This window comes from Tateyamaria sp. Alg231-49 (assembly GCF_900143535.1).
Taxonomy (GTDB): domain Bacteria; phylum Pseudomonadota; class Alphaproteobacteria; order Rhodobacterales; family Rhodobacteraceae; genus Tateyamaria.
Genome location: NZ_FRFA01000007.1, coordinates 115,380 through 141,734, shown reverse-complemented (window position 1 = coordinate 141,734; position 26,355 = coordinate 115,380). Strand labels below are relative to the sequence as shown.

At 59.4% G+C, this 26,355-nt stretch carries 22 protein-coding genes and 1 tRNA gene; 16 read left to right on the top strand and 7 right to left on the bottom strand.

The genetic code is table 11. From position 1 onward, the window contains the following. Positions 1–158: 158 nt before the first annotated feature. A complete protein-coding gene (locus DHN60_RS12660) occupies positions 159–3,824 on the bottom strand; it encodes a vitamin B12-dependent ribonucleotide reductase (RefSeq protein ID WP_108837681.1) in 3,666 nt (1,221 codons plus the stop codon). A 544-nt stretch (positions 3,825–4,368) separates the two neighbouring features. Here DHN60_RS12660 and DHN60_RS12655 point away from each other — a divergent pair. Continuing rightward, positions 4,369–4,830 carry a hypothetical protein gene (locus DHN60_RS12655; protein WP_108837680.1) on the top strand — a complete coding sequence of 154 codons (462 nt, stop codon included), beginning with the start codon at positions 4,369–4,371 and terminating at the stop codon, positions 4,828–4,830. A gap of 86 nt (positions 4,831–4,916) precedes the next feature. Here DHN60_RS12655 and DHN60_RS12650 read toward each other — a convergent pair. The 4 genes from DHN60_RS12650 to pdxH form a co-directional block, all read right to left on the bottom strand. Then, a tRNA-Pro gene (locus DHN60_RS12650) sits at positions 4,917–4,993 on the bottom strand. A 45-nt stretch (positions 4,994–5,038) separates the two neighbouring features. Then, the gene (locus DHN60_RS12645; protein ID WP_108837679.1) at positions 5,039–5,536 is read right to left on the bottom strand and encodes a DUF192 domain-containing protein; all 498 of its coding nucleotides are present in this window, start codon (positions 5,534–5,536) and stop codon (positions 5,039–5,041) included. Next, positions 5,529–6,068, bottom strand: coding sequence for a cold-shock protein (locus DHN60_RS12640; protein ID WP_108837678.1), 540 nt, complete (start codon positions 6,066–6,068; stop codon positions 5,529–5,531). Before DHN60_RS12640 ends, DHN60_RS12645 begins: the two co-directional genes overlap by 8 nt. Positions 6,069–6,185: 117 nt before the next feature. Continuing rightward, positions 6,186–6,791, bottom strand: a complete 606-nt coding sequence (pdxH, locus tag DHN60_RS12635; protein WP_108837677.1) for a pyridoxamine 5'-phosphate oxidase — start codon at positions 6,789–6,791, stop codon at positions 6,186–6,188. Positions 6,792–6,927: 136 nt separating this feature from the next. Between pdxH and fabI the strand changes: the two genes are divergently transcribed. From fabI to DHN60_RS12600, 7 genes are all read left to right on the top strand, one after another. Further along, positions 6,928–7,734 carry an enoyl-ACP reductase FabI gene (fabI, locus tag DHN60_RS12630; protein WP_108837812.1) on the top strand — a complete coding sequence of 269 codons (807 nt, stop codon included), beginning with the start codon at positions 6,928–6,930 and terminating at the stop codon, positions 7,732–7,734. Between the two features lie 3 nt (positions 7,735–7,737). Next, positions 7,738–8,346 carry a LysE family translocator gene (locus tag DHN60_RS12625; protein ID WP_306416002.1) on the top strand — a complete coding sequence of 203 codons (609 nt, stop codon included), beginning with the start codon at positions 7,738–7,740 and terminating at the stop codon, positions 8,344–8,346. A gap of 2 nt (positions 8,347–8,348) precedes the next feature. After that, complete coding sequence (gene gpt, locus DHN60_RS12620; protein WP_108837676.1) at positions 8,349–8,867, top strand: xanthine phosphoribosyltransferase; 519 nt, start codon at positions 8,349–8,351, stop codon at positions 8,865–8,867. 75 nt (positions 8,868–8,942) lie between these two features. Then, positions 8,943–10,118, top strand: coding sequence for an aminotransferase (locus DHN60_RS12615; protein WP_108837675.1), 1,176 nt, complete (start codon positions 8,943–8,945; stop codon positions 10,116–10,118). Between the two features lie 77 nt (positions 10,119–10,195). Further along, entirely contained in the window at positions 10,196–12,040 is a 1,845-nt protein-coding gene (locus DHN60_RS12610) for a peptidylprolyl isomerase (RefSeq protein WP_108837674.1), read from the top strand. After that, entirely contained in the window at positions 12,040–13,548 is a 1,509-nt protein-coding gene (gene trpE, locus DHN60_RS12605) for an anthranilate synthase component I (RefSeq protein WP_108837673.1), read from the top strand. Before DHN60_RS12610 ends, trpE begins: the two co-directional genes overlap by 1 nt. Positions 13,549–13,598: 50 nt before the next feature. Then, positions 13,599–14,636, top strand: a complete 1,038-nt coding sequence (locus DHN60_RS12600) for a succinylglutamate desuccinylase/aspartoacylase family protein (RefSeq protein WP_108837672.1) — start codon at positions 13,599–13,601, stop codon at positions 14,634–14,636. A 3-nt stretch (positions 14,637–14,639) separates the two neighbouring features. Here the strand turns inward: DHN60_RS12600 and DHN60_RS12595 are convergent, their stop codons facing one another. After that, positions 14,640–16,124, bottom strand: a complete 1,485-nt coding sequence (locus DHN60_RS12595; protein ID WP_108837671.1) for a divergent polysaccharide deacetylase family protein — start codon at positions 16,122–16,124, stop codon at positions 14,640–14,642. 175 nt (positions 16,125–16,299) lie between these two features. On the opposite strand from DHN60_RS12595, the gene DHN60_RS12590 reads away from it, so the two are divergent. The 6 genes from DHN60_RS12590 (at position 16,300) to lexA (ending at position 21,212) form a co-directional block, all read left to right on the top strand. Then, positions 16,300–16,881 carry an aminodeoxychorismate/anthranilate synthase component II gene (locus tag DHN60_RS12590; protein WP_108837670.1) on the top strand — a complete coding sequence of 194 codons (582 nt, stop codon included), beginning with the start codon at positions 16,300–16,302 and terminating at the stop codon, positions 16,879–16,881. Then, positions 16,878–17,894: an anthranilate phosphoribosyltransferase gene (trpD, locus tag DHN60_RS12585; protein ID WP_108837669.1), complete on the top strand. Its 1,017-nt coding sequence runs from the start codon at positions 16,878–16,880 to the stop codon at positions 17,892–17,894. Before DHN60_RS12590 ends, trpD begins: the two co-directional genes overlap by 4 nt. Positions 17,895–17,964: 70 nt before the next feature. Further along, positions 17,965–18,780, top strand: coding sequence for an indole-3-glycerol phosphate synthase TrpC (gene trpC, locus DHN60_RS12580; RefSeq protein ID WP_108837668.1), 816 nt, complete (start codon positions 17,965–17,967; stop codon positions 18,778–18,780). After that, positions 18,781–19,254 (top strand): cyclic pyranopterin monophosphate synthase MoaC, encoded by a 474-nt coding sequence (moaC, locus tag DHN60_RS12575; protein WP_108837667.1) that lies wholly within the window; start codon positions 18,781–18,783, stop codon positions 19,252–19,254. Beyond that, on the top strand, positions 19,251–20,426 hold the full coding sequence (gene glp / locus DHN60_RS12570) for a gephyrin-like molybdotransferase Glp (protein WP_108837666.1): 1,176 nt from the start codon (positions 19,251–19,253) through the stop codon (positions 20,424–20,426). Before moaC ends, glp begins: the two co-directional genes overlap by 4 nt. A gap of 81 nt (positions 20,427–20,507) precedes the next feature. Continuing rightward, positions 20,508–21,212 (top strand): transcriptional repressor LexA, encoded by a 705-nt coding sequence (lexA, locus tag DHN60_RS12565; RefSeq protein ID WP_108837665.1) that lies wholly within the window; start codon positions 20,508–20,510, stop codon positions 21,210–21,212. A 44-nt stretch (positions 21,213–21,256) separates the two neighbouring features. Here the strand turns inward: lexA and DHN60_RS12560 are convergent, their stop codons facing one another. Further along, positions 21,257–23,344, bottom strand: a complete 2,088-nt coding sequence (locus tag DHN60_RS12560; RefSeq protein ID WP_108837664.1) for a ComEC/Rec2 family competence protein — start codon at positions 23,342–23,344, stop codon at positions 21,257–21,259. A gap of 82 nt (positions 23,345–23,426) precedes the next feature. On the opposite strand from DHN60_RS12560, the gene gltX reads away from it, so the two are divergent. Then, positions 23,427–24,827 carry a glutamate--tRNA ligase gene (gene gltX, locus DHN60_RS12555; protein WP_108837663.1) on the top strand — a complete coding sequence of 467 codons (1,401 nt, stop codon included), beginning with the start codon at positions 23,427–23,429 and terminating at the stop codon, positions 24,825–24,827. A gap of 97 nt (positions 24,828–24,924) precedes the next feature. Further along, positions 24,925–26,220 (top strand): citrate synthase, encoded by a 1,296-nt coding sequence (gene gltA / locus DHN60_RS12550; RefSeq protein WP_108837810.1) that lies wholly within the window; start codon positions 24,925–24,927, stop codon positions 26,218–26,220. Positions 26,221–26,355: the final 135 nt, after the last annotated feature.

Sequence of the window (26,355 nt, the reverse complement as noted above, 5' to 3'; positions counted from 1 at the left end):
ACTTTTTTGCCTGCGGCCTGAACGTCGTCTGGAGCGAACGCATCCGCCCCGGAAAAGGTGGGGGGACGTAACGTACCGCCCCACCCGTCTCGTCGGGGACCGGTCTGCCCAAAGCCAGCCCGGCCCCCTCGCGCCCCATGTCCGGGGCGCGTAGTCGTTTAGCTACACCCGGACGTCCCGCCGCAGGTGTTGCACTTCATGCAGGTGCCGTTGCGCACCAGTGTGTAGTTGCCACATTCGCCACAGGCTTCGCCTTCGTAGCCCTGCATTTTGGCTTTGGTGCGGGCATCCATGCTGACTGATCCGGAGGACACTGCCGTGGTGGTTGTCACCATCGCGGCCCCTCCGCTTACGGCCACTTCGGGCACCAGCGTTTGCAGCGCGGTTTCGGCATCAATCGTTGCCGCCTCGGCCATGCCGCCCTGCAACACGACCAGATCTTGTGGCATACGCTTGCGCAGGTAGCCGGACGAGCTGATTTGTTTCAGCACTTCCAAGGACTTGGAGGCCGCAGTTTCCGAAAGTTCGGAGACATTGGACACGCCTTCTTCTACGCCCGCGCCGATGTCATCAAAGGTCGCGCCTTCGGGTTTGACGTGGGCCAGATCGGTGCGATCAAGGTAGGACACAGCCAGTTCGCGGAACACATAGTCGAGGATCGAGGTTGCGTTCTTGATGCTGTCATTGCCCTGCACCATGCCCGCTGGTTCGAACTTGGTGAAGGTGAAGGCATCGACGAACTCTTCGAGCGGCACACCGTATTGAAGACCAACGGACACCGCGATGGCGAAGTTGTTCATCATGGCGCGGAAGCCCGCCCCTTCCTTGTGCATATCGATAAAGATTTCGCCCAAGTTGCCGTCTTCGTACTCACCGGTGCGCAGGTAGACTTTGTGCCCGCCCACGATGGCTTTTTGGGTGTAGCCCTTGCGGCGCTGAGGCATCTTTTCGCGGTGCGATTTGACGATCTCTTTGACGATGACCTTTTCGATGATCTTTTCGGCCAGAGCAGCGGCTTTTTCCACTGGGTTTCCGGTTTCCAGAACCTCTTGGGCTTCATCGTCATCCTCGACCAGCGATGCGGCCAGAGGTTGGCTGAGTTTCGAACCATCCCGATACAGCGCGTTGGCTTTGACGCCCAGCGACCAGCTGAGTTCATAGGCCTTTTGGCAGTCTTCGATCGTGGCATCGTTGGGCATGTTGATGGTTTTGGAGATCGCGCCCGAGATGAACGATTGTGCTGCGGCCATCATGGTGATGTGGCTGTCAACGTTCAGGAAACGCTTGCCTTTTTTGCCGCATGGGTTGGCACAGTCAAAGATGTGGTAGTGGTCTTCCTTGAGGTGTGGCGCGCCTTCGAGCGTCATTGTTCCGCAGACGTGGTCGTTGGCCGCATCGATGTCCGCCTTGGAGAAACCAAGCGATTTCAGCAGATCAAAGGTAGGGTCGTTCAGCTTTTCAGCCGGGATGCCAAGGACGCCGGTGCAGAACTCTTCTCCCAGTGTCCACTGGTTGAAGACAAAGCGGATGTCGAAAGCCGATTCGAGTGCCGCATCCACTTTGGCCAGTTCATTGGGGCCAAAGCCGTGACCTGCCAGCGACGTGTGGTTGATGCCGGGGCTGTTGCCGATGGAGCCGTGGCCGACTGCGTAGGACACGATCTCTTCGATCTGGGCCGAGCCGTAGCCGAGGTTTTCCAGAGCAGCGGGCACAGAGCGGTTGATGATCTTGAAGTATCCGCCGCCTGCGAGCTTTTTAAACTTTACCAGAGCGAAATCTGGTTCGATCCCGGTTGTGTCGCAGTCCATGACCAGACCAATGGTGCCGGTCGGCGCGATCACAGTGGATTGCGCGTTGCGGTAGCCGTGTTGTTCGCCCAGTTTCAGCGCCTCGTCCCATGTGGACATCGCCAGATCGATCAGGCGGGTATCTGGGCAGTTGGCGTGATCCAGTGCGACAGGTTTCACTGCCAGCTTTTCATAGCCTTCGGTCGATCCGTAGGCCGCTGTGCGGTGATTCTTCATCACGCGCAGCATGTGGTTGGCGTTCTTCTTGTAGCCGGGGAATGGCCCCAACTCGCCCGCCATTTCGGCCGATGTGGCATACGCCACGCCCGTCATGATCGCGGTGAGTGCGCCGCAAAGAGCGCGGCCTTCGTCACTGTCATAGCCGTGGCCCATGTTCATCAGCAGACCACCGATGTTTGCATAGCCCAGACCCAGCGTGCGGAAGTCATAAGAGCGCTGCGCGATTTCCTTGGACGGGAACTGTGCCATCATGACCGAGATTTCGAGGGTGATGGTCCAGAGGCGCGAGGCGTGAATGTAGTCTTCGACCTGAAACACGCCGTCCTTGAGGAAAGTCAGCAGGTTCATCGACGCAAGGTTACAGGCCGTGTCGTCTAGGAACATGTATTCAGAACAAGGGTTTGAGCCCCGGATTGCACCGTCTTCGGGGCACGTGTGCCAGTCGTTCACGGTGTCGTGGTACTGGATGCCGGGATCGGCACAGGCCCATGCGGCATGGCCGACTTGCGCCCAGAGTTCACGTGCCTTGATGGTCTTTTCCACCTTGCCGTTCACGCGGCTGATCAATTCCCAGTCGGCGTCTTTTTCAACAGCTGTCAGGAAGGCATTGGTGACGCGGATCGAGTTGTTGGAGTTCTGACCGGAGACTGAATTGTAGGCCTCGGAATCCCAGTCGGTATCGTAGGTGGGGAACTCGATGCTGGTGTGGCCTTGGCGGGCATAGTCCAGCACGCGTTTGACATAAGTTTCGGGGATGGCGACCTTTTTGGCCGCTTTGACTGCTTCTTTCAGCGAGTCGTTTTTCTTTGGGTCATACGCATCTTCTTCTGCGCCGTCCCATGCCTTGATCGCGGCGAACAGGCCGTTCAGCTTTTCCTCGTGCATCTTGGAGCCAGCGACGATGGACGCCACTTTTTGCTCTTCGATGACCTTCCAGTTGATGAAGTCTTCGATATCGGGGTGGTCGGCATCAACGATCACCATCTTGGCCGCGCGGCGTGTTGTGCCGCCGGATTTGATCGCGCCGGCGGCGCGGTCACCGATTTTGAGGAAGCCCATGAGGCCGGAGGATTTGCCACCGCCGGAGAGCTTTTCGCCCTCTCCGCGCAAGGACGAGAAGTTTGTGCCAGTACCGGAGCCGTATTTGAACAGGCGTGCTTCGCGCACCCACAGGTCCATGATGCCGCCATCGTTGACCAGATCGTCAGAGACCGATTGGATAAAGCAGGCGTGTGGCTGGGGGTGTTCGTAAGAGGATTTGGATTTTGTCAGCTTGCCGGTCTTGTAGTCGACATAGTGGTGGCCTTGGGCCGGACCGTCGATGCCGTAGGCCCAGTGCAAGCCTGTGTTGAACCACTGCGGGCTGTTTGGTGCGGCGCGCTGTGTCGCCAGCATGTGGCGCATTTCGTCGTAGTAGGCCTGAGCGTCTTCTTCTGTGGTGAAGTAGCCGCCTTTCCAGCCCCAATAGGCCCAGGCGCCCGCCAGACGGTCAAACACCTGCTTGGAGGACGTTTCACCGCCCATTTCGGCGCCGGGGGCCGCTTCGGAGCGCCACAGGAACTCGGGCACATCGTCTTCTTTAACTTTTTGCAGCTTGCTGGGCACGCCCGCCTTGCGGAAGTATTTCTGCGCGATGACGTCGCTGGCCACCTGGCTCCATTTGGCAGGCACTTCGACCTCGTCCAAGCGGAAGACGATTGTCCCGTCGGGATTGCGGATTTCGGACAAGGTTGTCACGAAATTCAGGTCTGCATATGCGTCCTGTCCGGCCTTGGTGAACTGTCTTTCAATTTTCATCGCGCTGCCTCTTACTTCAGCTTGTGTCAGTATCAGGTTGGCCCGACGTTGCGGGGACCCCGGTGTGCGTGCCAGCACGAAAGACAAAGCGATAGCGCCACGTGCAACCGCTATGGGCGCACATCTCCAAGGCTCTTGCGAGCACCCGAGTTCATTGGCTGTATTCTGTCCCTCGTGCCCGGTCGACCCCTCGTAGCGTTACCCACTACATGTTGTGGTGATCGACCCGGCCCGCACAAACTGGCGTATCTTGCCCCGTAACGTCAACGGATTTTTAAATCTTTTTTGACATCTTTTTTCTTGACGATTGGGTCTTGGGCCACCCTGCCGCATCGAACCTGATTCAAATGGTTAACACCCAAAGAAAGACCGCAAAATCCATCCACGTCCCGACCGCAAATTTTGCCAAGGAACGGGCCGACTTAGCCCCAAATGTGGATGCTTCACGTTAAGTTATCCACAGTTAACACCCGTCAAAGTAGAAAGCTTTTGCCGCGCTGCGGAAAATGTGTTTGTGTGAGATATCCCCATAGTGAGGCACGGTATGCGACCCATTTTTGCAGTTTTGTTGGTCGCCTTGTGCGGATGCGCACCACAATATGTAGAGACAATTGCGTCTTCTGACCAAGACCTGCCTGTTCGCCGCGCCATTTTTGAACAGACCCCTGCGCCGCTGGACGTTGCGTTCCGCTCGTCTTGCGACTCACCTGGGGACGAATTGCGGGTCATCTCGCGCACCGTCGTTCAATGTCGGATACTGCCGCCGCCCGATTTGGCCGCTTTTTTGCTGGTTCAGTATGACGGAGCGTTGGAGGCCCCTACTCTGGTTGTTCAGAAAGAAACGGATGCTGATGCGGATGCGTTTGTTGTGGAGCTGTCGTATTTCGCTGAGGTGGTGCAGAAATCTGGCAAGCCGCGTCGCATCTATTTCAAGCAGCGCAGCCTTGATCAGTTGATGGATCAGCTTTTGGTGGCAACAGGCGGAATCGCGGCAAACGCCATTTGAACGCGCCGTTGCGCGCTTGAGATATGCGCTGTGTTACACACTACCAGCGTTGCTCCGCTGTGCGGCTTCACTTTGATATTTGGAAATGGTCGGAGCGAGAGGATTCGAACCTCCGACCCCCTGTACCCAAAACAGGTGCGCTACCAGGCTGCGCCACGCTCCGACCGTGCGCCTCTATTAGACATGCTTTTCGGAATTGAAAAGCCCCTTAGCACGGCCAAGCGGCATCAGTTTGCGAAAAGCTTGGGTGGCGCAGCTGATCACCGGCTTTGATACCCATCGTCCGGGCAAGCCCGCCGTTGATTTCAAGCACGTGCGTCAGGCCATCACCGCCAAATATCGGCGTTTCGTCTAGCGGGATCGCGCGGTGGTGGATATTTTGGATCGTCCCGGTGGCGTCCGCGAACAGCATATCCAATTCAATCAGCGTGTTCCGCATCCAGAAAGACAGGGTGCCGGGGCGCTCATAAACGAACAGCATCCCCGCAGAGGTCGGCATGGATGGGCGATTCATCAACCCTATGGCGCGCTCTTCGGCATCGTCGGCGATTTCGACGGTAAACCGGGCCTGCCCAAACGCGCCCCAGATCCACACGGTTCCGTCGCTACAGGCAGCCCAAAGGGTCGGCGCTGCGAAAATCGAAATAAAGGTGGCGAGGATCGATCGGAACGCCCATGAACGGGCGCGGGCCGCGATGTCAGTCATCCGTGTCTTTGGTGATCGCAGATTCCCACGCGTGCACCTCTGCCGCCATACGGCCGCGTTTTCCGTCGATCACCCGCAAAGCAAGCGCTTCTCCGGGACCAAGGTCAGACAGACCCGAGCGACGCAACACTTCGACATGCAGAAATACATCCTCGGGCGCGCCGAACACGTTGGCGAATCCGAATCCCTTGCCCTTGTCGAACCATTTTACACGTCCAGGTTCGAGCGGCGCATTTGCTACAGCATCCTGATCCAGTTCGGCAATATCGGCCAGCGGTTCGCTTTCAATCAGAGCGGGTGGCAGGATCGTCAGAACTTCGACCGCCTGAACCCCACGATCCGTTTTTTGAATCCGTACTGTGACGTCTGAACCATCGGCAACAGAGGACTGCCCGAAATTACGCAAGACGTTGACGTGCAACAAAATATCCGGGCCCTCATCGCCTGACACAATGAAGCCGAAACCTTTTACCGGGTCGAACCATTTTACCGTGCCGGACACGGATTCAGGATGTTCCAAAAACTCTGACACGCTTCATCTCTCTGCGCTTTTTGCGTCGTTACACAAGACTTGCTCTATTTCACCCACCAGTTTCAAGAAGTTAAACCCATTTATTTTCAATTAATTGCATTTCACGTCGCATGAAAATTACGGGCAAAGCCGCAAATCGGTCCATTGGGCCCCCGGTTTTTCGCGACTCCAGCGGAACCGATCATGTAGCCGAAAGGCACCATCGGCCCAGAATTCAATCTCAATCGGTGTGATCCGGTAACCACCCCAAAATGGCGGGCGCGACGGGTTTGTTCCGTGTTGCGCAGTCACCCTGGCGACCTCGGCCATGAGCGTTTTGCGTCCCTCCAGAGGCCGGCTTTGTGCGGACGCCCACGCTCCAAGACGGGATTTGAGCGAGCGCGAAGCATAGTAGGCATCCGCCTGTGGCCCATCCTCTTTGCTTACGTATCCCCGCACACGCACCTGTCGCCTCAGGGATTTCCAGTGCATCACAAAGGCCGCTTTTTCGGCGTGATCCAGTTCGCGAGCCTTGGCGCTTTCGTAGTTGGTGTAAAAGACAAAGGCATCGTCTTCGATTTCCTTGAGCAGGACGACACGCGCATTGGGCATCCCATCGGCGTCCACCGTGCTGAGCGCCACGGCGTTGGGGTCATTGACCTCGCTCGCCTCTGCTTCGCTCATCCATCGACGTATAATGTCGAACGGGTCATCGCCTGCAAAAATGTCGCTCCGGTCTGCCATCTCGTTTCTCCTTCGTCCCCTTACATCTCAGCTAGCCTTGCTGGGGGGCATGATCAACCACATCGCGCTCCCTTGATGCTGTCTGGGCAATGGCCTAAAGCTGATCGCCAGAAGTATGGGACAGGTGGGCAGAGACATGGCAACAGACCTGATGGCAGGAAAACGAGGCCTTATCATGGGGCTGGCCAACGACAAGTCGATCGCGTGGGGGATTGCCCGCGCGCTTTATGGGGCTGGCGCAGAATTGGCCTTTTCCTATCAGGGGGATGCGCTGAAGAAACGCGTTGATCCTTTGGCGGCACAGTTGGACAGCAACATCGTTCTGCCCTGCGATGTGGGTGACGAGGCGTCGATGGATGCGCTTTTTGCCGATCTCAAAGAGCGTTGGGGGACCCTTGATTTCTTGGTCCACGCCATTGGCTTTTCCGACAAGAACGAGTTGCGCGGGCGCTATGTCGACACCAGCCGTGACAATTTCACCATGACTATGGACATCTCTGTCTATTCCTTCACCGCCGTGATGGCGCGTGCCGAAAAGATGATGAACCCCGGCGGCAGTGCCGTGACCCTTACCTATTACGGGGCCGAGCAGGTCATGCCGCATTATAATGTGATGGGCGTGGCCAAGGCGGCCCTAGAGGCTTCGGTCAAGTATCTGGCCGAGGATTTGGGCAAAGACGGCATCCGCGTGAATGCGATTTCAGCTGGCCCCATCAAGACACTGGCCGCCAGTGGTATTGGCGATTTCCGCTACATCATGAAGTGGAACGAATACAATTCCCCCATGCGCCGCAATGTGACCATCGAAGATGTGGGCAAATCAGCGCTGTATCTGCTGTCGGATTTGTCGAGCGGCACGACAGGTGAAAACCTGCACGTGGATGCGGGCTATCACGTCGTGGGTATGAAGGCAGTGGATGCCCCTGACATCTCAAAAGGGTAGCGCATGTCTCTGACGCTTGCAGACCTGATCGCGTTCAATGCTGTGCTGATGGCAGCCATTGCCGCACCGGGAGCTGCTCTTTTGTATTTCATCAAAACAACCGTGAGCTCTGGCCGCGTTGCGGGCATGCTCACTGGCGTTGGTCTTGGCATCGCTGCCGCACTCTGGACCTTGGCCGCCCTCTTGGGCCTTGAGGCTGTATTCACTGTGTTTCCGTGGACTTATACCGCGCTCAAGATTGGCGGGGCACTCTATCTGATCTGGATCGCGATTCAGACATGGCGTCATGCGCACAACCCGCTTGGTGAGGCACCGATGCCCCATGGCCGGGCCATTGTTTCGGGGCTGTTGCTGAACTTTGGCAATCCCAAGTCGATGCTATTTGCCGCCGCTGTCATCGTGGTCGTCTTTCCCCAAGGGTTGGGCGCGGTGGATATCGCGATCATTGTTGCCAATCACCTTGTTCTCGAACTCACCTTTTATGCAGTTTTCGCCGTTCTGCTGAGTTCGCCCCCTGCCCGGCGCGCTTATATCGGCCTCAAACCCGTTCTTGACCGCATCGCCGCCACCTTGCTGGGGGCGCTTGGGCTACGTTTGATTTTGGAGAAATAACCATGGCTGATCGCCTACCACACGAAAAAGGGTTCCACGTCAGCTGGGACCAGATGCACCGCGACAGCCGAGCGCTTGCCTGGCGACTGGATGGCAAGGGCCCGGACGAAGGCGGCTGGCGCGCGGTGGTGGCCATCACGCGCGGTGGCATGGCCCCCGCGATGATCGTCGCGCGCGAGCTTGATATTCGCACTGTCGATACGATCAGCGTGAAATCCTATCATTCGGGCGGCGGCAAGGCCGACCAGCGCCGCGACGCAGAGGTCCTCAAGGCCCCAAACGCCGAGATGATGGGCGACGGCACCGGCATTCTGATCGTCGATGACCTTGTGGACAGCGGCAAGACGCTGGAATTGGTGCGCAGCTTGTATCCCAACGCCCATTTCGCGACCGTCTATGCCAAGCCATCCGGAGAACCACAGGTAGACACCTTCATCACAGGCGTCTCTCAGGACACGTGGATCTTTTTCCCGTGGGATATGGCTTTGCAATATGTGGAACCCTATCGCGGGACAGATTGATCCCCGCGCGCAGACTGTTTTACTTGCCCGAAAACGCGCGCCGGAGCCTCCGGCGCAGATCACCGGAGCGGCCCCATGACCCAGACACGCACCGCGACCACCTTTCCGCCCCCGGTAATGGAGGCCCGCCGCTGGCTGGAGGGTGTGGAATTTACACCCGACCGTCCTTTGATCAACGTGAGCCAGGCCGCGCCAGTTGATCCGCCCCCACCTGCCTTACGTCAGGCAATGGCGGATGCAGCCCTGACCAAGGACGATGCGCATCTTTACGGCCCCGTGTTGGGCATGCCCGCTTTGCGCACCGCGTTGAGCGCACAGATCAACACTCATTACGGCGCTGACACGCGCGCAGAGAATATCTGCATCACCTCGGGCTGCAATCAGGCCTTTGCCGCCGCCCTGTCTACCCTATGTGCCGAAGGGGATGAGGTTATCCTTCCAACCCCGTGGTATTTCAATCACAAAATGTGGCTGGACATGACCGGGGTTGCCTCCATCCCGCTGCCTGTGGGCGCTGGTTTGCTTCCGGATGTGGACGCAGCCGCGGCGTTGATCACCCCCAAGACCCGCGCCATTGCGCTGGTCACCCCGAACAACCCAGCGGGCGTTGAGTACCCGTCTGATCTGGTGCTGGCCTTCTATGAACTGGCCCGCGCCCACGGGATCGCGTTGATCGTGGATGAAACCTACCGCGATTTTGACAGCCGTTCTGGTGCCCCGCACCCGCTGTTCCAGCAGGACGGATGGGAAGACACGTTTATCCATCTTTATTCGTTCTCCAAAGCCTACCGCCTGACCGGTCACCGGGTGGGCGCGCTGGTGGCGTCACCGGCACGTCTGGCAGAAGCTGAAAAGTTTCTTGATACAGTCGCGATCTGTCCCGGTCAGATTGGCCAGTACGCCGCACTTTGGGGCGTGGAGAACCTAAGCCAGTGGGTAGCGAGCGAGCGGGACGAAATCCTTGCCCGCCGTGCCGCGATTGAGACCGGTTTTCCTGTCCTCCAAGCCAAAGGTTGGGAGTTGCTGGGGTTGGGCGCTTATTTCGCCTATGTGGCCCATCCCTTCGAAATGTCATCTGCCGATCTGGCCCCGCTTTTGGTGCGTGAGGCAGGTATTCTGTGCCTGCCCGGCACCATGTTCTGGCCGGAAGGTGCGCCCGAGGGCAAAGCGCAACTGCGCATCGCCTTTGCCAATCTGGATGCTGCCGGGATCGATACGCTTTACAAAAGGCTGTCAGCACTGGCCATCTGAGCCCAACCGCCCTTGCCCGTCCGTCTTTGCACAGATAGACATCGCCAAACTGAAATTTCCCCGAAAAGAGGGCACGCATGGCCAAGGGCTCGAACTCCATCTCAAAAACTGCAGTCTGGATCCTTTTGGGTCTGCTGATCCTTGGCCTTGGCGGCTTTGGCGCGACCAATTTGTCAGGCACCATCCGGACCGTGGGCAGTGTTGGTGACAAGTATATCGACATCGACGATTACGCGCGCACGCTGCAACAGGAAATTCAGGCCGTAAGCCGCCAAACTGGCAGCCAGCTGACATTTGCGCAGGCTCAGGCAGTTGGTCTGGATCAAGCGGTGCTGGCCCAGTTGGTGCGCGCCCGTGCACTTGATCATGAGGCTGCCGAAATGGGTTTGAGCGTGGGCGATGAAACGCTGCGCGACGAAATCCTGAACATCCCTGCGTTTCAGGGGCTTGATGGCAGCTTTGACCGCGATGCCTACAGCTTTGCCTTGCGCAATTCCGGCCGCTCTGAGGCCGAATTCGAAGCGCAGCTGCGCGATGAGGTTGCCCGTTCTTTGTTGCAGGCCGCCATCATGTCGGGCGTGAGCATGCCCGAGGTTTACGCGCGCACGCTGGTCGATTTTCTGGGCGAAACCCGCGATTTCACGTGGGTGCGCCTCGGACAGGCCGATCTGGCCGAACCGCTGCCTACTCCGGACGATGCCACATTGCGCGCCTATTACGAGGCCAACCTCGGCGATTATGAAATGCCCGAGACCAAGCGCATCACCTACGCCGCCTTGCTGCCCGACATGATCCTTGATTCAATGGAAATTGACGAGGCGACGCTGCGCGCCGAATACGAGGCCGCAGCCGAAGAGTTCAACAAGCCCGAGCGCCGCCTTGTGGAGCGTCTGGTGTATCTTGACGAAGCGGCGGCCGAGCGTGCTGTTGCGCAGCTTGAGGTGGATGGCACGACCTTTGAAACCCTTGTTGAAGAGCGCGGGCTTGATCTGGGCGATGTAGATATGGGTGATGTGTCTCGCCTTGAACTGGACGCCGCCGGTGAGGCTGTGTTTGGCGCCAAGGTCGGCGATGTTGTCGGCCCTCTGCCCTCGTCTCTTGGCCCGGCCCTGTTCCGGGTCAACGGTGTGCTGCCCGCCCAATCAACATCCTTCGAGGACGCATCGGGCATGTTGCGCACCCGTCTGGCACGGGATGCCGCCCGCCGTCAGGTTGACGTGCTGGCCTCAGAATTTGACGACATGCTTGCCGGTGGTGCGACGCTAGAAGAGCTTGATGCCGAGACCGACATGGCCATTGGCACCATCGATTGGTTCCCGGCCCAGGGCGAAGGCATCGCAGCCTATGACAGCTTTCACGAGGCTGCGCGGAGATTGAGCGAAGACGATTTCCCCGAAATCATTTCGCTGGACGATGGCGGCATCTTTGCAATGCGTCTTGAAGAAACCCTGCCGCCGCGCCCCGCGCCATACGAAGACGCAATCGAGAACGTGCGCGCCAATTGGGAGGCCGCACAGACCGAAGAGCGCCTGACGGCCCAAGCCGAGGCTGCATTGCCTGCTTTGACGGGCGGAGAGAGCTTTGCCGAACAGGGGTTGGATGCGATTTTGGAGATTGACCTGGATCGCTCGGCCTTTGTGCAAGGCACCCCACCCGCCTTCATGCCTGCGGTGTTTGAAATGGAGGTCGGCGACGTGCGGATCATCCCAAGCTTTGGCTCGGTCCTGATGGTCCGGCTGGACAAGATCACCGCCGTCGAAACCAACGACGAGGTGACAACCGAGACGCAGGCCCTTAGCGCTGAAATCGGTCAGTCGGTGGCCACAGAACTGTTCAGTTTGTTTGGTGAAGACGTGGTGTTGCGTGCAGGCCCACAGATCAATCAACAGGCACTGGACGCGGTGCATGTGAACTTTCCCTGATGGCTCTGGTCCCTGAATTTGACAGCTTTGCTGCGGCCTATGCGGCGGGGCAAAATCAGGTGGTCTATACACGACTAGCCGCCGATCTGGACACGCCAGTATCGCTGATGCTCAAGCTGACGGGGGCGCAAAAAGACGCCTTTGTGCTTGAGTCCGTCACGGGCGGCGAAGTGCGCGGGCGCTATTCAATCGTGGGCATGAAACCCGACCTGATCTGGCGCAGTCAGGGCGAGACATCTGCCATCAACAGGCAAGCCCGTTATGACGCGGATGCGTTTGAAGACGTGTCCGGAAACCCACTGGATGTGCTGCGCGATCTGATCGCCGAAAGCTGCATAGACCTGCCTATCGACATGCCCCAATCGGCCGCCGGCCTTTTTGGCTATCTTGGCTATGACATGATCCGGTTGGTGGAACATTTGCCGGACGTAAATACAGACGTTCTGGGCCTTCCGGACGCGATTATGCTGCGTCCGTCCGTCATCGCCGTGTTGGACGGGGTAAAGGGAGAGGTCACTGTGGTCTCTCCTGCCTGGGTCAGCGACGGGCAGACCGCGCGCGCGGCCTATGCGCAGGCCGCCGAACGGGTTATGGACGCGGTCCGCGATCTGGAACGGGCCATGCCGTCTGAGACCCGCAATCTGGGCGATGCCGTCGAAGCGCCTGAACCAGTCAGCAACTTTACCAAGTCCGGATATATGGAGGCCGTCGAGAAAGCGCGCGACTATATCAAGGCGGGCGATATCTTTCAGGTGGTCCCGGCACAGCGCTGGACCCAATCCTTTACCGAGCCGCCATTTGCGCTCTATCGCTCGCTGCGCCGCACCAACCCGTCGCCTTTCATGTTCTATTTTAACTTCGGCGACTTTCAGGTCGTTGGAGCAAGCCCCGAGATCTTGGTTCGGGTGTTTGGCAACGAAGTCACCATTCGCCCAATCGCAGGCACCCGTCCGCGCGGCGCCACGCCCGAAGAAGACAACGCCCTTGAGGCTGATCTGCTGGCCGACAAAAAGGAACTGGCCGAGCATCTTATGCTGCTCGATCTGGGCCGCAACGATGTGGGCCGCGTGGCGCGTATCGGCACAGTGCGTCCGACCGAAGAGTTCATCGTCGAACGTTATTCCCACGTGATGCATATCGTCAGCAACGTTGTGGGTGAATTGGATGAGGGCAAGGATGCGCTGGACGCTTTCTTTGCCGGGATGCCTGCGGGCACAGTCTCGGGTGCCCCCAAGGTGCGCGCGATGGAGATCATCGACGAGTTGGAGCCCGAAAAGCGCGGCGTCTACGGCGGCGGTGTCGGGTATTTCAGTGCGGGCGGCGATATGGACATGTGTATCGCGTTGCGCACTGCCGTGGTGCAGGATCAAAAGCTTTATATCCAGGCTGGGGGCGGTGTGGTTTATGACAGCGACCCCGAGGCAGAATTTATGGAGACGGTGCACAAGGCCGGTGCCATCCGCCGCGCGGCCAAGGATGCGGCCCGCTTTGGTGGTGGGAACCAGTGATCCCGTTTTTGGGCGAGGTGTACGTGTGCGGGAACGAAAGGCGTTGATCCATGCCGCGTGAGGCGTTTTCGATCGGAGGCGTCAATGTTGCGCCTGGAACGCGCCGCAGTGTCACCCTGCCTGTCTCTGCCCTGCCCGATCACACGGCTGTTGGTCTGAACGTCGAAGTTATTCACGGTAAACGCGCAGGCCCTGTGATGTTCGTCAGCGCCGCGGTGCACGGCGATGAGGTGATCGGCGTAGAGATTGTGCGCCGGTTGCTGCGCACGCCTCAACTGAGCAATCTGCGGGGCACCCTTTTGGTGGTTCCTGTGGTCAACAGCTTTGGGTTCTTGGCGCGGTCGCGTTACCTGCCAGACCGCCGCGACCTTAACCGATGTTTTCCTGGCTCGGAGTCGGGATCTTTGGGATCACGCCTTGCCTACATCTTTTTGCGTGAGGTGGTGTTGCGATGTGATTTTGGCATCGATCTGCATTCTGCCGCCGAACATCGCACCAACCTGCCCCAAATCCGTGTGACGCCGCAGGATGCCACCACGGCCCGCATGGCCCGTGCCTTCGGAGCGCCGGTGATTCTGACCTCGGCCTTGCGCGATAAATCTTTGCGCGGTGAGGCCGCTGAACGGGGCACCCCGGTTTTGCTTTATGAGGCTGGCGAAGGATTGCGGTTTGACGAATTTGGCGTGCGCGTCGGCGTTGCCGGTATCCTGCGCGTCATGCGGGACGAAGGCATGCTGGCGGCCAAAGGCATTGCCAAGGCCCGCACCCCGTCTCTGATCTGCCGCGCCTCCAGCTGGTTGCGCGCGCCGGTGGGCGGCTTGCTGCGCACCTTTCGTGCCGAAGGCGAGATTGTGGACGAAGGCGACGTTTTGGCAGCGATCTCGGACCCGGCGGGTGATGTTGAAACCGAATTGCTCGCCCCCGGCCCCGGCATCCTGATCGGGCGCGCGGTGCTGCCTGTGGTGAATGAGGGCGATGCGGTGTTTCATCTGGCCGAGCTGAGCGCATCGGCCAATGAAGACACCGTGGACGCCCTTACTGCTCAGCTAGAAGCCGACCCTCTGTTTGATGAGGATGAGATCATCTGATCTTTATTCAGGTGCAGGCACCAATGCCGTCAACACCGCAGAAATGGGCGCGAGTGCCACCCGTTCTGCCCGGTCTTGCAGCCCCCAGAGCAACAGGGCCGAGATCGTGTCAGGCCGCACCCGCCCCACCATAATCACGCCGCCCTCTTGCGCTGCGCGGAACGCCGCTTGATCAAGAAACCGGCGGATGGTTGAGGGCGTCTGATCCGCGCTGTCAAAGTCTCGGAAGATCAGGCCAGCCGGCACGCCGTCACGCACGGCCAGCTTGTGTGTGGTATTGAGCCCTTTTGACTGCAAGACGAGGCCGTGGCCTGTGTCGAGCACCGCCTGTGCGATCTGTTCGGACGCATCGCGGCTGTTTTGCAGACCGGTTCTCATCCCTTCCATGACGCCAACGGCCTCCGGAACTGCATCAAGTGCGGCCGACAGTGCCACTTCGGCATCACCCGCCGTCGCACCTGTGGGCAAGTCAATCAGCGCCATCACTTCAAACCCTCGCGCGCGGTAGTCGGCCATCCGCTTCGTTGCATCTTCTAGCGAGGCGTCGACCGCAAAGCTGAGCGGATAGGGAAAGCTCTGCAACGCGGCCAGCCCGACAGCGCCCCCGGAGAGGTCGACGCCACCGTCCATCAGAACGATGGCCATCAGTGGCTTGTCTTCGGGGTTTTCGAAGGGCGTGGCATAGGCGACGATTGCGCGCGGGTCGAGGAGTGCATCTTCGATTATGGCATCCGCGTCTGCATCGGGAACGTCTGGCGTGCGGTCGACAAGCGAAATCGCTGGTTTGCCAATCTTGGGGCCCGTGTTCGGCGTTGGATCGTCCGCGCTCGGCAGAGCTGCGATCTGTTCGCCCGCGTCGTCATCCGATGCCGGGGGCGTTGGTGCTGTTTCATTTGCGGCAGCGGGCGCATCCGCTTCTGCCGCTGAAGGCGCCTCAGCCACCTCAGGGGTTTCGGGCGCGGGGGCTTCGGAAGCTGGAGCTTCGGGTGCTGAGGTTTCCTCCTCGGCAAAAGCTGTCGGAGCCTCTGGCACAGAGGGCGGCGCGGGCTGGGCGGGTTCGGTCGAAATCGACAGTTCCGTTTCAGCTTGCGGAGCCTCGGGGGCCACTGCCGGGGCACTGGGCGCCACTGGCGTGTCATCCACCACAGCCAGTGCACCTGCTTCTGCGGTGTTTGCCGGGTCGGCCAGATCGTCGGCTTGCCCTGTTTCAGGGACCAAAGGCGTATCGTCACCCGCCGCAGTCGCGGCTGTTACATCGTCAGCTTCAGGTGTGCTGACCTGCGGTGCACTTTCATCCTGCACCAAATCCGCGTCTGTCACAGCCATCGCCGCGCCGTTTTCACTGGCCTCTGGCGCATCGGTGCTGCTGGGCGCGGTGACCTCAGCCAATGGCGCAACGCGGTCCTCTGACATCACCGACACCACACCGGCCCCGATCACGCTGACCACCCCGCCCCAGATAATGCCGCTCAGAAATCCTCTGGCCATGTCTTTGTCCCTATGTCCTGCCCGGGCCCGACCTCGCTTTGCGATGTGTCGCCCCGGTCTGCTTTACCTCACTTGCCTGAACCGCGCCGTCCTCTTGACGAAGGGGGGCGAGCCTGAGCATGTATGCGCGCAACTATAAGGGCCAACGGCCCCCCTTGGAACATGAGATTTCGCCATGCTGCTGCTGATCGATAATTACGACAGTTTTACCTACAACCTCGTGCACTATCTGGGCGAGTTGGGCACCGACGTTGTGGTGCGCCGCAACGACGCGCTGGATGTACAAGAAGCAATGGCTATGCGCCCTGCGGGCATCCTGCTGTCCCCCGGTCCCTGCGATCCAGATCAGGCGGGCATCTGTCTGCCTCTTACTCTGGCGGCGGCGGAAACCCGCACGCCGCTGATGGGCGTGTGCCTTGGGCACCAGACAATTGGGCAGGCCTTTGGCGGCAAGGTGGTGCGCGCGCCCGATATTGTGCATGGCAAGATGGGCGTGATGCAGCACAAAGGCCGCGGCGTTTTTGCCGGCCTGCCAAGCCCGTTCGAGGCCACGCGATACCATTCGCTGACGGTCGAGCGCGAAAGCGTGCCCGACTGCCTAGAGATCACCGCAGAGATTGACGATGGCACGATCATGGGACTGTCTCACAAGACACTGCCGATCCATGGGGTTCAGTTTCACCCCGAATCCATCAGGTCGGAACATGGCCACGCGCTGCTCAAGAACTTTACAGACTTGATGCCGGTGACCGCATGAGCGACGCACTTAAACCGCTGATTGATGCCGCTGCCAATGGCCCACTAACCCGGGATCAGGCCGAGGCGGCGTTTCAGATTCTGTTTGAAGGAGAGGCAACGCCAAGCCAGATCGGCGGCCTGTTGATGGCTTTGCGCACGCGGGGCGAAACGGTCGACGAATTTGCCGCCGCTGCCGCAGTCATGCGCGCCAAATGCAACGCGGTGCGTGCGCCCGAGGGGGCAATGGACATCGTCGGCACCGGTGGGGATGGCAAGGGCACGCTTAACATTTCGACCGCCACAGCCTTTGTCGTCGCGGGTGCAGGCGTCACCGTGGCCAAACACGGCAACCGCAACCTCAGTTCCAAATCAGGGGCGGCAGATGCGCTGACCCAGATGGGCATCAACGTGATGGTTGGCCCGGACGTGGTCGAGGCGTCGCTGGCGGGCGCAGGCATCGGGTTCATGATGGCCCCCATGCACCACCCAGCCATTGCGCATGTGATGCCAACGCGGGCTGAATTGGGCACGCGCACCATCTTTAACATTCTCGGGCCCCTGACCAACCCCGCTGGGGTCAAACGGCAACTCACCGGCGCCTTCAACCGCGACCTGATCCGCCCTATGGCCGAAACGCTTGGGCAGTTGGGATCAGAGGCCGCATGGTTGGTCCATGGCTCTGACGGAACAGATGAGCTGACAATCTGCGGCACCTCATGGGTGGCGGCACTGGAAAACGGCGCAGTCAGTGAATTCGAAGTACATCCCGAAGAGGCCGGCCTGCCCATCCACCCGTTCAGCGACATCCTTGGCGGCAGCCCTGAAGAGAACGCAATCGCCTTTACCGCCCTGCTTGACGGCGCGCCCGGCGCGTATCGCGACGCGGTATTGCTCAACTCCGCTGCTGCACTGAAAGTGGCCGGAAAGGTCTCTGACCTCAAAGACGGGGTCGCGCTCGCCAAAGAAAGCATCGACACGGGCGCTGCCAAGGCCAAGATCAAGGCAGTGACCCAAATTACTCACGGAAGCTGACCCGCTTCGTCTCGCCAAATAAGCTGCGGGGGTTTGCCTCCGCGCACGTACTCACAAAAAGAACCGCATCATGACTGAAACGATCCTCGACAAAATCAAAGCCTACAAGCTGGAAGAGGTCGCCGCCGACAAGGCCGCCAAGCCGCTTGAAGCGATCGAGGCCGAAGCGCGTGAAGCGGGGCCCGTGCGCCCCTTTGCCGCCGCCCTCCAGCGCGCCAACCGCGAAGGATACGGTCTGATCGCCGAGATCAAAAAAGCCAGTCCATCCAAAGGTTTGATTCGTGAAGACTTTGATCCCGCCACGTTGGCTGCCGCCTATGAGGCAGGTGGTGCGACCTGCCTTTCGGTCCTGACGGACACCCCCAGTTTTCAGGGAGCCAAGGCATTTCTGAGCGAAGCCCGTTCTGCTTGTGCCCTGCCCGCCTTGCGCAAGGATTTCATGTACGACACCTATCAGGTCGCCGAGGCACGCGCGCTTGAGGCCGATTGCATTCTCATCATTATGGCCAGCGTCAGCGATGCACAGGCCCAAGAGCTGGAAGAGGCCGCCATAGAATGGGGTATGGACGTGCTGCTGGAAGTGCATGACGCCGAAGAGTTGGAGCGTGCTTGCGGCCTTAAGAGCAAGCTGATGGGCATCAACAACCGCAATCTCAAGACCTTCGATGTCACGCTCGACACGACGCGCCAGCTGTCGCGGCATGTGCCTGCCGACCGCACCATCGTGGCAGAAAGCGGGCTGAACAGCCCAGCCGACCTCGCCGACCTCGCGATGTATGGTGCGCGCACCTTTTTGATCGGGGAAAGCCTGATGCGACAGGACGATGTGGCGAATGCCACGCGGACGCTGCTGGCCAATCCGCTAACCTCAGGCGGGGGTATGTAGATGGCACTGACCCACTTTGATGCAGACGGCGCGGCCCATATGGTCGATGTGTCGGACAAAGACGTGACTGACCGGGTTGCCGTGGCTGAAGCATGGATCAAAATGCAGCCAGAAACCTTTGATATCATTACGCAAGGTCGCGCCAAAAAGGGCGATGTGATCGGCGTGGCACGCCTTGCCGGGATCATGGCCGCGAAACGGACGTCAGACCTTATTCCGCTGTGCCACCCGCTGCCGATCACCAAAGTGGCCGTTGATCTGGAACCTGACGCGGCGCTGCCAGGCCTGCGCATCACGGCCACGGTCAAGACGACGGGCCAAACCGGTGTAGAAATGGAAGCGCTGACTGCGGCCTCAACGACTGCACTAACGGTCTATGACATGGCCAAGGCTGTCGATAAGGGCATGGAGATTGGCGGACTGCGCGTTGTATTGAAAGATGGCGGAAAATCAGGCCGTTACGAGGCGACATGATCCCAGTTTTAACTGCGCTGGACCACTTGTTCGCTCTGGCCGATCCCATCGACATCGAAACCGTACCTTTGCGCGCGGCCGCTGGTCGGATTCTTGCACAGTCGGTGAGCGCGCGCAGAACACAGCCCCCATTCCCGGCCTCTTCCATGGATGGCTACGCTCTCAAAGCGGTTGAGGCTGACTTGCACGCGCAGTTCAAAGTGGTGGGCGAATCTGCTGCTGGGCATCGTTGGAACGGCACATTGGGCCCCGGACAGGCGGTGCGCATCTTTACTGGCGCGCCTGTGCCCGAAGGTGCCGACAAGGTTGTCATCCAAGAGGATGTCACGCGCTCGGGTGACATGATTTCAATCACGGACGATCCCGGCCCCAAGGACAACATCCGCCCCGCAGGTGTCGATTTCGAACAGGGCATGGTGATCGACGCGCCACGCCGCCTGTCCCCCGGTGACATTGCCTTGCTTGCTTCGATGAACGTTCCCGAGGTGCCTGTGCGACGCGCGCCCGTGGTTGCGCTGATTTCGACAGGGGATGAATTGGTTGTGCCAGGCGAAGATCCGGGCCCCGATCAGATCATTGCGTCCAACACCTTTGGGCTAGCTGCGATGCTTGAAGGGGTTGGCGCGCGCGCGCGTATTCTGCCCATTGCGCGTGACACCGAAAGTTCACTTCAGACCGTCCTTGGCTTGGCACAGGATGCAGACCTGATCGTGACCATTGGCGGAGCGTCAGTGGGCGATCACGATCTGGTTGCGGGTGTGGCCGCCAAGCTTGGCATGGAGCAGGCATTTTACAAAGTTGCGATGCGTCCCGGGAAACCGCTGATGGCGGGGCGTTTGAACGGCACTGCGATGGTTGGCCTGCCCGGCAACCCGGTCTCGGCCATGGTGTGTGGCGCGGTATTTCTGACACCCATGATAAACGCGATGTTGGGTCTTGGGCGGGCACCGGCCCCACGGATCGTGATGCCTTTGTCTGCGCCGCTGGGCAAGAACGGGCCACGCGAACATTATATGCGCGCCATCGTGTCAGACGGCGCAGTCGCGGATGCAGGTGCGCAGGACAGTTCACTGCTGAGCGTCTTGGCGCGTGCCAACGCCCTGATCATCCGGCCACCCCACGACCCTGCGCGGGATGTTGGCGACCTGGTGGATGTTCTAACCCTAAGTTGAACAGTTGACACAAAACAAGAACGTCCGTAGAACAAACCCAAACCACGCATAGGTGGTGACCATTGTTTCGGAGGACAGGGCATGTTGACGAAAAAGCAGCTGGATCTACTGGCATTCATTCACAAGCGGGTGCAGCGCGACGGTGTGCCGCCCAGTTTTGACGAGATGAAAGAGGCGCTGGACCTGCGCTCAAAATCCGGCATTCACCGCCTGATCACTGCCCTTGAGGAACGCGGCTTCATCCGCCGTCTTGCGCACCGCGCGCGTGCGATCGAGGTCGTGAAACTGCCCGAAAGCATGGGCGGAGCAAGCACAACTGGCGGGTTCACTCCCCGTGTAATTGATGGCGACCGCCCCGATGGGCCGCCGCCCCCAGCCGCCCTTAACGTTGAAACGGCACACGCGGTTGAACTGCCCGTGATGGGCCGGATTGCAGCGGGTGTTCCGATTTCCGCCATCTCAGAAGTGTCCCACTCCGTCGCTGTTCCGGGTCAGATGCTATCTGGCAAGGGCGATCACTATGCCCTTGAGGTCAAAGGCGATTCGATGATCGATGCCGGGATCAACGATGGCGATGTGGTTGTAATCCAAGAAACGTCTGTTGCCGAAAATGGCGATATCGTTGTTGCATTGGTTGAGGATCACGAGGCGACACTCAAACGCTACAAGCGCAAGGGTGACAGCATCGCGCTTGAGGCCGCCAACCCCGCCTATGAAACTCGCGTGTTCCCGGTGGGCCACGTCAAGGTGCAAGGCAAATTGGTCGGTTTGATCCGCACATACTGATACACTGCGAAAATCTGACAGATGGGCGGGCCAACAGGTCCGCCTTACTGCTTTTGATGGGCCAGTTTGTTCTGGATTTCCGGCAAGGCCAGCGTGGCCTTTGGATAACGTGCCCAGCCTGACCACATGCGGTCCCCGCCCACGTCGCGGGCAGAGACGAGCCGTGCGTCTTTTCCTTCGCCCACAAGGGCCACGGCCCCCGTTGCACGCAGCGTTTTAGGGTCAAGAACCAAACAGTCTGGCAGCGCTGGCTGCGCCAATTCACCGTTCATCACCACGATGTCGCCGGGACGACAGCCTGCAAAGCTGGCGATGGCGCGCTTGCCGCTCACCTGGATCAGGTTGAAGGCCCCAACTTTGCCAGCCGACCAACGTGCCGCCGCCACATCCTGTGCGACGCCATCCCCGTCGTTCTCAAGCCAGTTGCGCGCAACGAATCCAGTGCCTTTTTCACGACTGAGCGCGCGGCCCGCGTCTGTCATCACACCGATCAGCCCCCCGGTGTCCGCGATCAGGGCCCGCGGCCGGTCACTGAACTGCCAAAGCGCAATGGCCAACCCGACACCTGCAATCCCAGCATAGCGCCCCCGGCCCTGCCATAAGACGACAAACAGCGCTCCAAGCGCCATAACCGGCAGCACCCAAGGCCCCGGCCCCGCCACGAACCCACGCGCGCCGTCCAGGTTGGCGACCGTATCGGCAACCCACAGAATCCAGCGCAGCCCACAGCCCATGATCCACAGCCCGATCCAATCCAGACCGAAAGGTGCCAAAAGCAGCGCCAAAACAGCGGCTGGGATGACCAAAACCCCCATGAGCGGGACAGAAGCGAGGTTGGCAATCAGCCCATAATGGGCAATGGCATTGAAATGCGCCGCCCCGATGGGTGCCGTCGCAAGCCCCGCAACACTCGACGAAATCACGACGGCCACCACCGGAGCCAGCCACTTGGGCCCCATGGATATCTGCCCATCCCGCATCCAGCCAAACACCGCCACGAGCGCCGTCGTCGCGGCAAATGACATCTGGAAGCCCGGCCCCATCAGCGCCTCGGGCCGCAATGTCAGCACGATCATCGCGGCAATGGCCACGCCGCGCAGGGAAAAGGCACGCCGGTTGACCAGAACCGCGCACAACGCAACAGCAACCATGATAAACGCCCGCTCAGTCGCCACGTTGCCCCCTGACAGTGCGAGGTAGACTGAGGCCGCGATGAGCGCGCCGACGGCAGCCATTTTGCGCGCGGGCCACCGCAGGGCGATAGCGGGAATGAGTGCAAAGATCAGCCGCAGCAGTGAGAACACGAACCCAGACAAAAGCCCCATATGCAGCCCCGAAATGGCCAACAGGTGGGCCGTATTTGAGGCACGCAAGTCCTCCAGACCGTCCTGACTGATCCCACTGCGATCGCCGGTCGTCACAGCGGCGGCAAAGCCTCCAACGTCCCCAGGAAGGACGTCACGCACCCGCATCGAGGCGATCATGCGGATGCGGAATACGGTTTGACGCAGGTCGAACTCGGCTTTGGAAATCGCCATCAGGGGCACGCGCGTGTATCCTACGCCCCCCAGTTCGGCGAACCATGCATGGCGTTGGAAATCAAAGCCGCCCGGCTCCACCGGCCCGCTGGGCGGGCTAATGTGGGCGGTGGTCATCACACGCAGCCCCGGTTCGGGCGGCACCCCAAGGGTCGCATCACCATGCAAAGATATGCGCACGCGGTGCGGGGTTTTGTCGGGGCCAACCCGGTCCAGTTTGACCCGATCCAATGTGAGGCGCACCGCGTCAGAGCTGCTGCGATCCATGCCCACGATCCGCCCTTCGACCGGGCCATAATATCGCCAGCTTAACACGGGCCCCGCGACCGAATGAGCGCGCCACGCAGCCAGTTCAAATCCAAGGACCATCATAAAAAGAAATACGGGCACCGGAGACAGGCTTTGATCGCTGATGCGCGCCACCCAAACAAGTGCTGCACCGCCCACTCCAATGCCCGCAAGCAACGCCAGCGAAGGTTCAAATGTCAGTCCGAAAAACAGGGCAATGCCCATGGCCATGCCCACGGGCAACCAGCCAAACAGACTGCCCTTCTGAAACAACAACGTTTGGCCAAAGTGCCCGATCAGGCCCATGCTTGCCCCTGTCGCCCTTGGTGAGTATCAGGAGGCCGAACCCTAGGACCGTCATGGTTAAACAAAGGTAAAGATCGCTCTTATGTCCCTTCCCGTCGTCACCCGCTTTGCCCCCTCGCCCACTGGCTTCTTGCACATCGGCGGCGCGCGCACGGCGCTGTTCAACTGGCTTTATGCCCGCGCCAATGGCGGCACGTTCCTGTTGCGGATTGAAGACACAGACAGGGCACGCTCGACCCCCGAAGCGACACAGGCGATTCTGGACGGGATGACGTGGCTGGGTCTGGACCATGATGGCGACGTGATCAGTCAGTTTGAGCGTGCAGACCGGCATGCGGAGGTCGCCAACCAACTTTTGGCCGAGGGGAAGGCCTACAAGTGTTTTGCCACCCAAGAAGAAATCGCCGCCTTTCGTGACGCAGCGCGCGCCGAAGGAAAATCAACATTGTTCCGCTCGCCTTGGCGGGAGGCAGACGCCAGCACGTATCCGGATGCGCCATACGTTGTGCGCATAAAGGCCCCCCAAAGTGGTCAGACCGTGATCAAGGATCAGGTGCAGGGCGATGTGACCATCAGCAATGAGCAACTGGACGATATGGTTCTGCTGCGCGGGGACGGCACGCCGGTCTACATGTTGGCCGTCGTTGTGGACGATCACGATATGGGCGTCACCCACGTGATCCGGGGCGACGATCACCTCAACAACGCCGCGCGCCAGATGATGATCTATGATGCGATGGGCTGGGACGTGCCCGTGTGGGCGCACATCCCGCTGATCCATGGGGAGGACGGCAAAAAGCTGTCAAAACGCCATGGTGCATTGGGTGCGCAGGAATACCAGGCGATGGGCTATCCGGCGGCTGGCATGCGCAACTATCTGGCGCGGCTGGGCTGGAGCCATGGCGATGATGAATTTTTCACCGACGCGCAGGCCCTCGAATGGTTTGATCTTGGCGGGATCGGCAAAAGCCCGGCCCGGTTTGATGTCAAAAAACTGCAGAATCTGTGTGGTCAACACATGGCGCAGATAGATGACGCTGCGTTGCAGCAAGAAATCGGTGCATATCTAAGCGCAGCAGACCTGCCCGCGATCACAATTGCGCATATGGATGGGTTGCGCGCCGCTTTGCCATTTGTCAAAGAACGGTCCAAAACCTTCCCTGAACTTCTTGATAAGGCTCAATTTATACTGACAGACCGCCCAATCACAACAGATGAAAAAGCGGCGAAGGCTCTTGATCCGGTATCCCGTGGTATACTCAAACAATTGACGCCGCACCTGCAAAGCGTTAGTTGGGACCGTGACAGTTTGGAGGTTGTCCTGAACGACTTTGCTGCGTCTCAGGACACAAAATTCGGCAAGCTCGCTGGCCCGCTTCGCGCGGCCCTTGCAGGTCGGGCCGTAACGCCTTCGGTTTTTGACATGATGCTGGTGCTGGGGCGCGATGAAACCCTGGCGCGGCTTGAGGATGCTGCCATCTGATACGGGGATCGATTCCGTTGGTGGCCAAATGATCGGATCGCGGCCCTTGCCGAGATCCAGGTGGCATGCGCCACCCTGCGACGAAAGGAACAACCCGATGGCTGATAGTCCCAAATCCGCGAAACTCACGATAGGCGACGACGCTTACGATCTGCCGATACATTCGCCCACCGAAGGCCCCGATGTTGTCGATATTCGGAAGCTTTATGGTCAGGCGGGCGTGTTCACCTATGACCCCGGTTTCACCTCGACTGCCAGTTGCGACAGCACCATCACCTTTATCGATGGTGATGAAGGCGTGCTGCTGCACAGGGGCTATCCTATTGGTCAACTGGCTGAAAAATCACACTATCTCGAAGTTTGCTATCTGCTTTTGTATGGTGCCCTTCCGTCCGCGCAAGAACTGGAAAAGTTCGAAAGCCTGGTGACCAACCACACCATGCTGCACGAACAGATGGTTTATTTCTATCGCGGGTTCCGCAGGGACGCCCACCCGATGGCGATCATGACCGGCGTGGTCGGCGCGATGTCGGCCTTTTATCATGACAGCACAGACATCCACGATGCGCACCAACGCGAAGTGGCGTCGATCCGTCTGATTGCCAAGATGCCGACAATTGCTGCATGGGCCTACAAATTTTCGATTGGCCAGCCCTTTGTCTATCCTCGCAACGATTTGGATTACGCATCCAACTTCTTGCGCATGTGCTTTGCTGTGCCTGCTGAAGACTACGAAGTGAACCCAATCCTGAGCAGGGCGATGGACCGCATCTTTACGTTGCACGCGGATCACGAACAAAACGCGTCGACATCGACTGTACGTCTTGCCTCGTCCTCGGGTGCGAACCCGTTTGCCTGTATCGCCGCTGGCATCGCCTGCCTTTGGGGCCCTGCTCATGGTGGTGCGAACCAAGCCTGCCTTGAGATGCTCAAGGAAATCGGCACACCAGATCGCATCCCCGAGTTCATTGCGCGCGCTAAAGACAAGAACGATCCGTTCCGTCTGATGGGCTTTGGCCACCGGGTCTACAAGAACTTTGACCCACGTGCGACGGTAATGAAACAGTCTGCTGACGAAGTTCTTGAGCTGCTGGGTGTGGAAAACAACCCGGTTCTGGCTGTGGCCAAGGAGCTGGAAGCCGCCGCACTGGCTGATCCCTACTTCTCTGAGAAAAAGCTGTTCCCCAATGTGGACTTCTATTCAGGGGTCATTCTTGAGGCGATGGGTTTCCCGACGTCAATGTTCACACCCATCTTTGCGCTGTCGCGCACCGTCGGTTGGATTTCGCAGTGGAAAGAAATGATTGCAGATCCACAAAACAAGATCGGCCGTCCGCGCCAGTTGTACTTGGGCGAAAGCGCGCGCGATTACGTGGACATCGAAAACCGTTAATTCGGCGCAAGCATGCTAAAAAAATTCAAACGCTCCGCACTGTCGGGGCGTTTTTTCGTTTAATCCCGATACTTAATAAATTGTGTTTCTTTTGCGGCAACAATGAGGCGCGCTTTGTCGACCAGCCCCATGAAT